This window comes from Micromonospora sp. NPDC023814, from assembly GCF_040639595.1.
Classification (GTDB): Bacteria; Actinomycetota; Actinomycetes; order Mycobacteriales; family Micromonosporaceae; genus Micromonospora.
On record NZ_JBFAAF010000030.1, the window covers coordinates 46,231 to 58,942 of the forward strand.

Genomic DNA, 12,712 nt, shown 5'->3' on the forward strand with positions numbered 1-12,712 from the left:
TTCCGTACCCGCTGCGGACAGGGATGCGAGGTACTGGACGCCGACCTTCCGTACCGGGTCAGGCGGAGCGCGCCGTGGGACCTTCCGGTCATGGTGATCGCCGACGCCACGCCGCGCGATCAATGGCGTCCAGTGCACGTGGCCGTGTTGGAGGTCGATGATCCCTGAGAGTTGATCTACGCCGCCACCCTCGGTGTCCTGCCGGACGTGCCCGACCCGGCCCTCATGGGTCCGGGTGGACACGTGGACGACGGTGCGGTTCGAGCAGGTCATGCCGGTCGAGCGTCAGCCGGTTGTTGGCTCGCCTTTGGTGGTCAGCCCGCCCCGCGAGTGGCCCAACGCGTGATCGGCCGGCTCGTTGTGCACGGCGCCGGGTGGTTCCTTCTGCAGATCACGCAGGTGTTGTGGTTACCGGCCCGGCGGATGGTGGGGTAGCCGAAGGTGCATCGGCGTCGGCCTGCCCATCGCCGACCGCGCCGCCGCGATCGCCACCCGCGACGAGCGACTTCCGGAGTCTCCCGATGAGTTTTCGGGCCGGGACCGGTCGTACGGGTAACCGGGGTCGCCGGCATCATGTATGCCCCTCGCACCTGACCGGCGACCGGTCACACACCCCAACCCCCATCCGCGCGGACTCCCCGGGTTCTCACCAACCCGGGATCCATATGCAAAGATCAGCCCTGAGCCTGCTCCGGTTCCGATGTTCAGCACTTGATGTCGTCCGAACTGCCGGAAATCAGGGTCTTGGTGAACACGAGGACGTCTTCGTGGGCGATGAGGTGCATCGGGGTGCCGACGGTGCGGGCGCAGCGGACCTGCTGGAGTTATCTGATCAGGGTATCTGCAGGACGGGACGCACCGGACTCTCGCCGGTGAGGCCTCCGTCGTAGACGGCCTCCGCCAGGTCTGGGTCACGGTAGGCGGTGGCGAGGGTGATCCAGGTCAGAAAGCTGCCGTAGCCGCCGCAGAGTGCCGCGCCGCCGTCTCCGCCGCACAGGACCGCTGGGTCGGTGGTGAACTCGGCCCGGTACGGGTCGTCTCCGATGACCAGGCCGAACAGGTTCGGTTCCTGGATGAGGGGCACGTCGCCGTAGGGTGCGCCCTCGGGATACTCGTCGCCCCAGCGGAACAGGCTGGTGGCCCCGGCTGCGCAGGCGTACTCCCATTCGTCGGGAGTCGGCGGCCGTAGGCCGCGGCGATCGAGTCCGGCCATCAGCCAGGCGTGGTCGTACTCCTCGTCGCTGTCGTCAACATCGGCGTCGTCGTCGGCTGCCAGCAGCGCGTCGCTTTCCTCGGAGCGAACCGCGACGAGCCGGGCCGGTAGAAACACGTGGCGCGGCGGCGAGGTGGCCTCGGCCACGAAACGGTTGAGCGGCCCGGTCAGGCCGTACTCTGCGACGGCCTTGGTGAAGTCGGCGAGTTGTCCGGCGCTGGGAACGAAACGGTCGGCGTCATGGCCGAGCTGCACGGTGCCGCCGGGCACCAGGGCGAAGCGGATGCCGTCGCGATCGAAAAAGGCGACCCGCCCGATCCGGCCAGCGTACGCATGCGGACCTATGCCGGCGAGACGGACCTCGGTGCTACGCGCGATGGCAGCGGCGGTGCGGCCGGCGGCCTCGTCGGACAGGTCCAACCAAGCAGACAACGTGAGATCGGCGTTCGACACGTAGGCATTATGCCGGCGAGCCACGCTTTGAACACGGGCGACAAGCAGGGCCGACCAGACGGGACATGACGGACCTCGGCGGCTCGGCGCGCACGGCGCGCGTCAGATGAGTGCGTCTGATCTTGACAGTCGGTGAGAGCTTGGCCGGCCGCTTGGCGAACTTGCGGCGAATCCGGGGGTGCGGATACGCGTGGAGCATCGTGCCACACTCGAGCGTCACAGCGCGGCCGTCTCGGTCCGGCGGGGCGCAGCGCAGGACGGGCTCGCCAGGTGGGGTGTCGGCTGAGTCACGGACGAAGACGAAGCCCTCGCGCATGCGAGCGGTGGCCTCCCGTGCGAGGGCGTCGCGGGCGGCCTGCGGGTTGGGAAGATCGCGGCTACTACGCCGCTCCTTGGCGGTGCCTCTCCAAGAACGGCGCAGCAGGCGGGCCCCGTCGACCGCGAGGTGCGCTCCTCGCTCAGGTCGGCGATATTCAACCTGCACGCTTCGAAGCTCCGCAGCCCGCGCAGGCCCAGAGGCGCGACCAAGGCGAAGTCGTTCGGGTTGGCCGACGGCCGGGCGGTAGTGATCAGAGCTTCGAACTGCAGGTGATCCAGCCCGAGGGTCGGCGACTTGACCGGGACCGTGGGCCGGCGGACGTAGTCGGCCGGCGAGTGATCCAGGATGGCGTCGATGACGCAGACCTGATAGAGCCCGATCACGACCGACAGGCGCCGTGAGACCGTCGGGGGGCTGGCATCGACGCACGTTGCGCGCTGGCTCGGTTGTTCCTGTTCGCGTCGGCGCGACGGATATGGGATGCGGGTTGGTCCTGGTGGTGGGCAGGATGGGCGGGTGCATTCTGCGATCTCGGTGACGCCCGCCCAACTGCCGGATCTGCTACTGCATGTGGCGGTGGTCCGGCCGGTGTTCGTGTGGGGCGCTCCGGGCATCGGCAAGAGTTCGCTGGTGCGCCAGTTCGCCGCCTCGCTCGGGTTGGACTGCGTGACCCTGGTCGGCACCCAACTCGCGGCGGAGGACCTGATCGGAGTGCCGGAGTTGCGGGACGGCCGCAGCCGCTTCGCGCCGCCGGAGTCGATTGCCCGCGACGAACCGTACTGCCTGTTCCTTGACGAGTTGAACGCGTCGACACCGGAGGTGCAGAAGGCGTTCTACTCGCTGATCCTGGACCGCCGCATCGGGGCCTACGAGTTGCCGGCGGGATCGATCGTGATCGGTGCGGGTAACCGGGCTACGGACAACGCGCTGGCCCGGCCGATGGCCTCAGCCTTGGTCAACCGGCTGGTCCATGTGCATCTGCGTGCCAGTGTCGACGACTGGCTGGCGTGGGCGCAGGGCGCCGGTATCCACCGCTGGGTGGTCGACTACCTGTCTGAGCGGCCGGACCAGTTGTGGGTGAGTCCGCCCAAGGTGAAGGAGGTGTTCTCCACCCCGCGCAGTTGGCACATGCTCTCCGACGCGCTGTCGTCCTACGGTGATGGCATAGACGAACACACCCTGCGGCTGTTGGCCGCTGGCACGCTGAGCCCTGCCCATGCGGCCGGGTTCTGCGGTTACCTGAAGATCGTGCGGCATCGTTACGGGCTCGACGCCGTCGTACGTGGGGACGCGGCGTGGCCTACCGCAGTCGGGGACCGGGACCTGCTGTACTTCCTGGCGGAGGCGTTCCGGGCCAGGCTGGTCAAGGAGTTGCCAGCCAGCAAGGAGCGCGCCTCGCCGGCCTTGCGGCAGTTCGCGCACCGGGCCAAGGCGCTGCTGGTCCAGTTGGCGGAGATCTCGCTGGAGTGTGCCCAGATGGTCATCGCCGCTGGGGAGGACGGCGCGCCGGTGCTGCCAGCGTGGTTCCTGGTCGAGGTGAGCCGGGACCTGCCCCGGCTGGTCGCCGCCCGAACCTGACGCAGGACAACGCGATGGGAAGCAGGAAGCGGGCGCCGGTCGACCCGAACGTGGCTGCGTTCGACGCTGCGTGGCGGAAGCTGACCGGGCATCCGATGTTCGCCCCGTTGCTGAGCTTCCAGGTCGGGCCGTGGCAGCGTGCCGGGGCGCGGGCGGTGCTGGTGGACGACGGCCAACTCGTGGCGGCAAAGGCGATCGCCGTGGTCGACGCGCGTGGGGTGATCCGGGCCAGCAAAGCGCACCGGCTGGACGAGGATCAGTGGTCGTGGGTACTGGCGCACTGCCTGCTGCACCTCGGGTTCGGTCACCTGGCCCCAGATCGCTACGCCGCCGACCCGGCGTACGCCGACGTGGCCTGCCTCGCCGTGGCACGGTTCCAGCGGGCCCTCAAACTCGGCGCCGAACCGTTGCTGCTGCCGGCTGAACTGCCCACCACCGATGAGTCGGTGCTGTTGCGGCAGTGGCGGCACGCCGGCGTGCCGGCCGAGTACGCGGGTTGCGGTACGGGCGGCCACGCACCAGACCTGATCCCCTCACCATCTCCAGGTACGGGCGTGGCGGGGGTCGGTGCGCCGGACTGGCCGGCGCAATTCGCGGTGGGGCTGTCCGCAGCGGCGACGGCGGCGGTGGATGTCGCCGGCGGGGCACGCAGGTCGCTGACCGACCGGGCCAGCCACCGTCAACCTTGGGAGTTGGCGATGAGCTGGTTCGTCTCGTCCTACCCGCTGCTCGGTGCGTTGGCGTCACGATTCACGCTGGTCGCCGACGCCAAGCTGGCGCAGCGCTGGAACATCACGATCGCCGCGGTATCCTCGTCCGCCGGGGAAATCTACCTGAACCCGCTGCGGAATCTGTCGAGCATGCAGTGGCGGTTCGTGTTGGCGCACGAGATGCTGCACGCCGCGCTGCGCCACGGCGACCGGATCGGTGGACGCGACGCATACCTGTGGAACGTCGCGGCGGACTACGTCATAAACGGCTGGCTGATCGAGATGGGTGTCGGCGAACCACCGGACGGGCTGCTCCACGACCCGCAGCTGGCCGGCGTGTCCGCCGAGGCGGTCTACGACCAGATCGCCAGGGACCTACGCCGCCTACGCAAACTCGCCACGCTGCGCGGCACCGGCCTCGGTGACGTGCTCGGTGAACCCCTGCCATGCAACGGCACACCCGGGCACCGGGTGGACCTGGACGACTTCTACCGGCGGGCGCTGCTGACCGGCTATGCCTACCACCAGCAGGAAGGTCGGGGGCAGCTGCCAGCCGGACTCGTCGCCGAGATCCGGGTCCTGGAACAGCCGCCACTGCCGTGGGATGCCAAGCTGGCCCGCTGGTTCGACGAGTACGTACCCTCACCGCAGCGCGCCCGTTCCTACGCCCGCCCGTCACGACGGCAGGCCAGCACACCGAACATCCCGCGACCGGGCTGGCGATGGCCCGACGAACCGATACCCCGATGCACCTTCGGGGTCGTGCTGGACACCTCCGGATCCATGAACCACGAACTGCTCGGCAAGGCACTCGGCGCCATCGCCTCGTACGCCATCGCCCGTGACGTGCCCGCCGCCCGCGTGGTCTTCTGCGATGCACACCCCTACGACGCCGGATACCTGCCGGTGGAACAGATCGCCGGCCGGGTACGGGTCCGCGGGCGCGGCGGCACCGTGCTTCAGCCCGGCATACACCTGCTGGAAACCGCCCCTGACTTCCCCACCGCCGCACCGATCCTGCTCATCACCGACGGATACTGCGACGTCGTACGCATCCGCCGCGAACACGCCTTCCTCATCCCGGAAGCCGCCCGGTTACCGTTCACGCCCCGCGGCCCCGTCTTCCGACTGCGGTAAGGACGACGCATCGATGACACGTAGCGACACAGCCCGGATCGCGGCATGAGTGAGCATTCGATCGTGAAACATTGGTGGGGCGGGCCACCTACTTGCAGGTGGCGTGGTGGTAGTCAGTGTCCGCTCGTGGCTCGGCGCAGGTCGACCTCGACATGGTGTTGCGCGAAGATGCCGAGCAGATATTCCAGGGTGATTGCTGGTCCCAGTCGTCGCCGGTCGTAGCCGGCGACGAGGTGTTCGCGGGCGACGACCGAGTCGTGCCACCTCAGCCGGAACGGTGTCCGTGCGCCGAAGTTCCCGCAGAGGCAGTCGTCGAGGGCGTCGGGGTTCCAGCCGAAGTATCCGCCCGGGCCATTGATCGCCTCGCCGATCGCGCAGTAGAACCCTTCGATGTTGGTCACGAACCGGCCGTCGAGGTCGTACGTGGTGTCGGGCGGCCGGTCCGGCGCACCGGACCGGTGGGCGAGCGCCACTCCAGCCCAGTGGTGGCGCAGCTCCCGGTCGTAGCCGGCCCACAGATTCTTCTGGGCGGGCGGGCCGTTGTGCCACTGCTCCAGGATGCCGAGGACTCCCGTGGGCAGCGGTTCCTGTGGGTCGCTGTCGACGGCCACGTCGAGGAGCCCGGCACCGAGCCGCGACGGCTCGCCTGCCTCGACCGTTCCGGACACCACGGCGCCGATCACCCGATCGACCGAACCATCGGCGGCGATCCTGTGCACCTCGGCGCGGATCCGGCGGCGACGCAGGCTCGCCTTGGTCGATTGCCCGACCGCGTCGAGTGCGGTCAGCAACGGCGTTTCCGGTCGGCAGCCGAGTAGTCGGACCTGCGGCACCGGCGGTGCGGCTTGCTCGCGGAACACGCCGGTGAGGTCCCGGCATGTGCCGTACGGCGTCTCATCCCGGCCCGAGAGGACGAATTGGGTGACGTCGCCCGGACGTACTACTGCGTCCGTGCGGTCGTAGACGTGGATGAACCCGTCGAGATCGATGTCCACGGTTTCCGGCATCGTGCGGTTTGGCCGTTGCGCGAGCACGACGACGTCGCCGAGGTCCTCGCCCCACCAGGACGGCGGCGTACCTGGCGGTGGCGGTGGCGCCGTTATCGAGATGTCACCCAGCCAGGCCCGTTCGGTGCCGAGTGCCTCGGCGGGCAGCCGGTCGAGCAGGTCGGCAAGCGTGCCGTCCGGAGCGCAGCCGACGAGCGTGAACCGTTCCCGCGGCCGGGGCGGCAGGTCGACGAACAGTCCTTCGATCTCCACACACAGTGCCAGCGGGGTGTCGTCCTCGTAGAAGCCCTCAAAACCGACATCGCCAAGAAGCAGCCAGCGCGGGCCGACCGGAAGCTCCCATGTCCACCGCCGCTGCTCCGGCGCAGGGTCAGCCCCGGAACCGGCGCTCGTCGTCACGCCGCGACCCTACCGGCTCGAGACGCTCCGTCGGGGGCGCGCTCGTGGACGGCGGAGCATCAACACCAGCACTCAACGTGTCCGCTCATCGGCCCATGACCAGAAGCTGAGGTGACCCATCTCGTCGTGACATCCCGTAGCGCGCGGGTAGCGGCATGACACGATGCGCGCTTGGTCGACAGGGCGGCAGAATCGTCGGGTGGAACCCGAGATGCTGCACCTGGTAGCCCGCCGATACCTGATGCGGAGGTACGACGAGCTGGCCGACATGTACGCGGAGCTGCCCAACCAGGGCCGGGCGATGGACGACTACCACTACACGCGGGAGGCTCGGCGCATCTTCCCCAGATACAACATCGTCGAGGCGATGCTTGGACAGGTCGAACGGCTCGACCCAGACCGGCTACCCAGCTTTGCCGACCTCTCGGCCGCGTTGCTCCGCGCCGCCAACGACGCCCAGTCGCTGTTCAAACCACAAGGCAAAGCCGAGGCTGAGGTCATCCGCGACGAGCGCCAGATGTTCGCCGCCGCCATCGGCGGCTGGACTTCGGAATCCGACATCGACGTCGAGCCGCTGGGATATCGCCGCGTGTTGACGGCCAGGGAGTCGTCGGACTGGCGGCAACGCCTGCAGCAGCGATGGGGGCTGCAGGGTCTGTCCTGGCACCCGATGCTGGCAACTCCCGTGCCAGACGAGGTTCTGGTGCTGCACGAGGCGTACATGTGGGATGAGCAGGGTGCCGCCCGAGTTCGCCAGGTGCTACAGGACGCGGGCGGCCGACGGGTCGCTGAGCTGCGTGAATACGGCGCAGACTACCTGGTCGACCTCGATCTGTTCGTGCCTCGATATACCGGCGCCGAGGGCGTATGGAGCGATAACAGCCTTGCCTGGATCGCCTACGCCTCACATGAAGGAACCGTAGCGTTCGGTGGGCTGCTGGCCACCGCCCTTACCGCCCGATGGCTCGATGTCCGCCGATGGCACTGGTCCGGCTGGTAGCCGACCTCCTGACCCCAACTCCGGGCCAGCCGAAAGAACGTCCTCAAGTCGGCATGATCGGACCGCACCGCGACACGCGCAGATCGCGACGGCACTCGTGGCAGGCGGGCTCGTGCGGCCTCACATCCGGGATTTCAGCACGTCGACCTCGCAGCCTGGCGCGGCCGGGTCGAAGCCGTGTTCCACCAGCCAGCGGATCGCCAGCAGGCTTCGCAATGACCACCACGCGCGGATCACGTCCAGGTCGACGTCGGCGCCGTAGCCGGCGACGACGTTGCCGAGGTGCTCCTCGTGTCCGAGCGTCAAGCTGGCGAGGTCGTACAGGGCATCGCCCTGGCCCGCCTCCGACCAGTCGACCACGCCGGTGACCTCGTCGTCGTCGACGAACACTGGGCGATCTGCAGGTCGCCGTGCATGAACACCGGGGTCCACGGCCGAAGCGCAGCCTCGGCAACCCGGCGGTTGCGCGTGACCAGGTCAGCGGGAAGGACGCCGTTCGTAACGAGCCACTCGCATTCACCGTCGAGGCGCGACGCCAACTCGTCGAGGCGGCGACCGGGCCATGGCGGCAACGGCGCGTCGTGCAGCATCCGTGCGGCGGCACCCGCTGCGGCCCACGCCGCCGAAGACGCGGTCGACGGCTCGCCGAGGCGGCCGAGCGCCGTCCCGGAGAGGGCGGCGAGCGCGAGTACGGGCGGCCTGCGCCACAGGATCTCCGGAGTAGGGATCGGCGCCATAATCATCGCCTCGACCTCGACATCCGTGCGGGTCTGATCAGCGTCGACTTTCAGGAACACGTCGCCGACGCGCAGGGTCGCGCGCTCGTGATGGGCGACGACGACCTCGACCTCTTCCACGTCGGCCAGTGTCGCGGAGTTCACCACCGACGTCACCGGTTTATTGCATGCGACTACGCGGTCGGCCGCGTCCGGCTGCCCAATCGCCTGCCCGACTCGCTCAAATCGGCTATGAGAGAGCGCGGGCGCGGTTCCGTCATGCGTTCGGTCGGGGCCGTCGACTCGGCTGCGCAGGCGTTAGCGACGCTTCTGGTGCCGCCCTTGGCCTTTGCATGCCGGGTCGGCGCTTCAGGGCAGGGCGGTGTGGGCGTCGGTGAGGAAGCGGTCGCGGTCGTCGCCGTGGGCGATTGCCGCGTTGTAGATGGCGTCGATCGCGGCGACCAGCGGATCGTCATTCGCCAGGGCGATCAGGGCGGGGAACGCGGCGGCCTGCTGGAGCGCCCCGGTGGTGACACGATGTTCGCCGAACGCTTTCGGCGCCAGGCGGAGCGTGATGGTGGTGCGTGGTACCTCGGGATCGGACAAGAGCCGGTTGAACGCGGCGGTGCCGCCCTGCTCGGTGAAGGGTCGGGGCAGTGCGCGGTCGGCATCGGCGGCGGCGAGCGCGTCGGCGATCCACCCGATCCGTTCCAGCCCGGCCACCCGCATCGCGCGGCGGGCCGCCCAGCAGGCTGCCTCACGCTGACGGGCGGCGGGCAGCGCGTCGATGCGGTCGAGCAACAGGCGGTCGATCCGGGCAAGGGACCGCGCCTGGCTGACGAGCGCGCGGACGCGGTCCGACGGCGGCGAACCTCCCCACTGCTCGGCCTCGCGCTCGGCCTTCAGGCGGCGGGTCTTCTCGACCAGCGCGGTCGCCTCTGCGGCCTGAACCCGCAAGGTCTCCATCCACGGATACGACCCGGCGGTCTCGAGCAGATGGTCCCAGATCAGGCCGAGGGCAAAGGCCTGCCGACCCAGCACTCCCTCGTGCCGCAGCGTGAAGCCGTCGGGGCCGGACGTCAGCCGTACGGAACTCTGCTCGTCGTCGGGCAGCGTGTCCAGCGGATGGGGGAAGATCGGCTCGCCGGCGCTGGCCCACGACCACGTGAGAGTCTCGCCGTCGACCCGCTCCAGCCGGACCTCCAGGTCACCGGCGGGCAGCACTCCCCCGGCAACCTCGACCGGCGCGGGCCGGTGACGGACCACCGTCACCCGGGGCAGGCCGGCGTCGTCCTCGTACGGATCGGCTGGCAGTGGCCGAAGGATGGCCGGACGGCCGGACGGGCGCGGCACCAGGGACAGCATCGCCCGCTCGGCGGCCTTCGCCGGCTTCTGCTCCCAGTCACGGCCCCCCGGGTCGGCCAGCACCGTACGCCGTGGTGTCTCCTCGGACACCGCCCAAATGTGCAACTCGTGCCGCTCGGGCGGGTCGTCATCGGTGCGTACCGTCTCATGCAAGCGGTCGCGCGCATGCACCCGCACCCGGATCAGCCCGCGCGGCACGGCGACGTCGGTGAGCGCCTCCGCGGTGCCACCCATCAAGCCGACGACCGACAGCCTGCCACTGGGACTCCAGAGGGTCGCCTCGCTGATCGCGTCCCAGCCAGCGTCAACCTCCGCCGGAGGCCCGGGCAACACACGGACGCGTACCTCGATCCAGCCGGTGTGTATGCCGCAGAAGCCGGTGAGCTGATTCGGCCCGCCGATGTGCAGCAGGTCGTCACCGAGGACATAGATCCCCACGCCGGACGCGCCCGGCACGGTGAACACCTCGTACTGGCAGTGGCTGACGAACAGCCGCGCCCAGCCGGTCACGGATGCCGGAGGTCGATAATCTGCGCCATGCACATCGTCCACTCCCAGATCCTACGGACGTCGTCATCGGACCCGTGGCCCACGAGGTCGACGGAACGTCCTCGCAGGAACTGTCCGACCAGACCGGTCGGCCGACGCGGTGCGCACAAGCGTCAGTCACCGCATGATTCGTGACGCAACCGTGGAGGACTGGCCTGAGGCGGGAAGCGGGTCAGGTGCCGCGCTTTGTCGGCGGCAGATGCGGACGCCTCCATGGTGCGCCGGGTCGCGGGCGTACTCCGTTTGCCCCTAGCGTTCTCCCATGGGCGCGGTTCAGAACAGCGGAAGCGTACGTCTGTGCAAAATCAAACGCCCCGGAGGCGTCTTTTGGTTTGATCTCCAGCAGGTCCACCAGGACCGTGACGGGACGTGGCTGCGGGGCCCGGCCGGTTCACCATGGGCCGCTCCGGACGACAGTGGCGCTCTTTCAGTACCCGTCGTGGTGTTGCTCGCGGCGGGCCGTCCGTGGGTGGCGTGGTGGGTCGGCGATCCTGCTGATCGGCGGCTTGAGATCGACGTGTGCCTCCCGCCGGAGAGCACCGAAGCAGGCTGGCGGTATATCGATCTCGAACTGGACCCAGTGTTTCACGAGCGGGATTCGCGTGTCGAGATCGAGGACTGGGACGAGTACGAACAGTCGTGCCGCAACGGCTGGATGAGCGCGGATGAAGCCAAGCTCGCGCAGTCCACGGCCGAAGATCGTGCCGGGGCACTCCGGCGCCGGGACGAGCCCTGGCAGGAGCGCGGATGGCAGTTGCTTTCTCAACAGACGTGAGGACTCGGATGCCGCACGCTCATCGGCAGTTCCGGACGTGCCCACTCGCTGGGTTGCCAACGCCCGATCAGCGGCAGATCAGGGCGCCCGGATCATCAGAGTTCATCACTGGGCAAGCTGGCGGCAGGCATCCCGGCCGCGTGGTGACCCGGCCTCCTTGAATACCAGCCCGCAGCTGCCGTTCTTCGGATCCCAGAGTTGGTCGTTGGCGACCAGAGCCCGAAGGAGCGCACGCTGTCGACGACGCCCAACACCTCGTCGCCGATATCGAAGGGGACGCCAGCTGCCTCGGTTCCTTCTGCACCACCCCGTACGTGTGGGCGCAGGAAGGCGACGGCTGGCTTCGGCTGGGCCGCCCGCGCACCGCTGTCCAGTGCTTCGACAGAGCCCTCGATACGTGGCCGGAGTCCTACCGACGCGAACATGGCCTGCACCTGGCGCGAACCGCCGCCGCCTACGCCGCCGCCGGTGAGCCCCAACAAGCCGCCGGCACCGCCCTCGCCGCGCTCGAACTGGCCCGCCCTCCTCCCGCCTTCCCTGGCGACAAAGCGGTCTTTGTCATCCGGAGTTCGGACTCCGACACAATTCTCGCGCCCGCCGAGGCGAAGGGCGCGGGCGCATGGACGAGGCAGCTCCACAGGGGACCGAACGACGTACCCGAACGGCGTAGCTGGCCTGCTCGGACCTGTGAAAACGCCCAAACCGCCGCCAATCCCGCCCATGACAAAGCGCATTTTTCCGCCATTCTATAGACGTCTTTCAAAGCGCTTCTTAATATGGTCCCTGCCGTTCGGCGAGTTCTCCCCCATCCCCCGTCAGGAGACAGACTTGTTCAGGCATTCGCTTCCGCTGGTCGCGGCGGCCGTTCTCGGCCTTTCCGCCGTGGCCGCTCCCGCCCAGGCCGCTCCCGTCCAGGCTGCTCCCATCCAGGCCGCCCCGGCCCAGGCCCGCGCGGTGGCGCACTCCGACCTGGGCGTCCAGGTCGCCCCCACTGGTTGCACGACGTGGGTGGAGTGGGTCCAGGAGGGCAGTAACAGCTACTACTACGGTCGCGGCAACGTGCAGTGCGCCACCGGCCGCTACAAGGTCAAGCTCCAGTGCCGCAACCTGCAGACGGGCGTCGGATACGTCGTCTACGGCGGCTACGCGGTGAACGCCCCCGGCACGGCCACTACCCAGTGCTACAGCGGCAACGTCGCCGAGGGCGTGTACCCCGTCGAGGACCCACTGCCCACAATCGGTGTCACCGGTTGCGTCTCGTGGGCGGAGTGGGTCCACGAGGGGAGCAACCACTACTACGGCCGGGGTACCGCCCAGTGCGACACCGGCCGCTACCAGGTCCAGATCCAGTGCCGCAACGTGCAGACGGGCCAGCGGTACATCGTCTACGGCCCGACGGTGAACGCCCCCAACATCTCCACCACCACCTGCTACCGGGGCAACGTCGCGGACGTCGTGTCGGGCGTACCGGCGTGAGGGCTGACGGGGCGG

10 protein-coding genes are annotated in these 12,712 nt (G+C 68.9%); 5 read left to right on the forward strand and 5 right to left on the reverse strand.

Features of this window, described 5'->3' with window-relative positions; translation table 11 throughout:
- Positions 1–832 precede the first annotated feature (832 nt).
- Positions 833–1,666, reverse strand: coding sequence for a hypothetical protein (locus AB0G14_RS18155; protein WP_357698693.1), 834 nt, complete (start codon positions 1,664–1,666; stop codon positions 833–835).
- Between the two features lie 853 nt (positions 1,667–2,519).
- Here AB0G14_RS18155 and AB0G14_RS18160 point away from each other — a divergent pair.
- Positions 2,520–3,563: a MoxR family ATPase gene (locus tag AB0G14_RS18160; protein WP_357698770.1), complete on the forward strand. Its 1,044-nt coding sequence runs from the start codon at positions 2,520–2,522 to the stop codon at positions 3,561–3,563.
- Positions 3,564–3,577: 14 nt separating this feature from the next.
- A complete protein-coding gene (locus AB0G14_RS18165) occupies positions 3,578–5,410 on the forward strand; it encodes a hypothetical protein (protein WP_357698695.1) in 1,833 nt (610 codons plus the stop codon).
- 113 nt (positions 5,411–5,523) lie between these two features.
- Here the strand turns inward: AB0G14_RS18165 and AB0G14_RS18170 are convergent, their stop codons facing one another.
- Complete coding sequence (locus tag AB0G14_RS18170) at positions 5,524–6,816, reverse strand: barstar family protein (RefSeq protein ID WP_357698698.1); 1,293 nt, start codon at positions 6,814–6,816, stop codon at positions 5,524–5,526.
- Between the two features lie 199 nt (positions 6,817–7,015).
- Between AB0G14_RS18170 and AB0G14_RS18175 the strand changes: the two genes are divergently transcribed.
- Positions 7,016–7,816: a hypothetical protein gene (locus AB0G14_RS18175; RefSeq protein ID WP_357698700.1), complete on the forward strand. Its 801-nt coding sequence runs from the start codon at positions 7,016–7,018 to the stop codon at positions 7,814–7,816.
- Positions 7,817–7,936: 120 nt separating this feature from the next.
- Here the strand turns inward: AB0G14_RS18175 and AB0G14_RS18180 are convergent, their stop codons facing one another.
- The 3 genes from AB0G14_RS18180 to AB0G14_RS18190 all read right to left on the reverse strand — a co-directional run bounded on the left by AB0G14_RS18180 (position 7,937) and on the right by AB0G14_RS18190 (position 10,449).
- Positions 7,937–8,176 carry a hypothetical protein gene (locus AB0G14_RS18180; RefSeq protein WP_357698702.1) on the reverse strand — a complete coding sequence of 80 codons (240 nt, stop codon included), beginning with the start codon at positions 8,174–8,176 and terminating at the stop codon, positions 7,937–7,939.
- Positions 8,119–8,709 carry a hypothetical protein gene (locus tag AB0G14_RS18185; RefSeq protein ID WP_357698704.1) on the reverse strand — a complete coding sequence of 197 codons (591 nt, stop codon included), beginning with the start codon at positions 8,707–8,709 and terminating at the stop codon, positions 8,119–8,121. The genes AB0G14_RS18180 and AB0G14_RS18185 overlap by 58 nt, the downstream gene beginning before the upstream one ends.
- 192 nt (positions 8,710–8,901) lie before the next feature.
- The gene (locus AB0G14_RS18190) at positions 8,902–10,449 is read right to left on the reverse strand and encodes a hypothetical protein (RefSeq protein WP_357698706.1); all 1,548 of its coding nucleotides are present in this window, start codon (positions 10,447–10,449) and stop codon (positions 8,902–8,904) included.
- A gap of 259 nt (positions 10,450–10,708) precedes the next feature.
- On the opposite strand from AB0G14_RS18190, the gene AB0G14_RS18195 reads away from it, so the two are divergent.
- Both AB0G14_RS18195 and AB0G14_RS18200 read left to right on the forward strand, forming a co-directional pair.
- Positions 10,709–11,221, forward strand: a complete 513-nt coding sequence (locus AB0G14_RS18195; protein ID WP_357698709.1) for a DUF402 domain-containing protein — start codon at positions 10,709–10,711, stop codon at positions 11,219–11,221.
- Positions 11,222–12,049: 828 nt separating this feature from the next.
- Positions 12,050–12,697: a hypothetical protein gene (locus AB0G14_RS18200; protein WP_357698712.1), complete on the forward strand. Its 648-nt coding sequence runs from the start codon at positions 12,050–12,052 to the stop codon at positions 12,695–12,697.
- Positions 12,698–12,712: the final 15 nt, after the last annotated feature.

What these genes read in the sequence shown, in the direction of transcription:
- AB0G14_RS18165 (WP_357698695.1), top strand. Translation starts at nt 3,578, where the DNA reads ATGGGAAGCAGGAAGCGGGCGCCGGTCGACCCGAACGTGGCTGCGTTC.
- AB0G14_RS18195 (WP_357698709.1), top strand. Translation starts at nt 10,709, where the DNA reads ATGGGCGCGGTTCAGAACAGCGGAAGCGTACGTCTGTGCAAAATCAAA.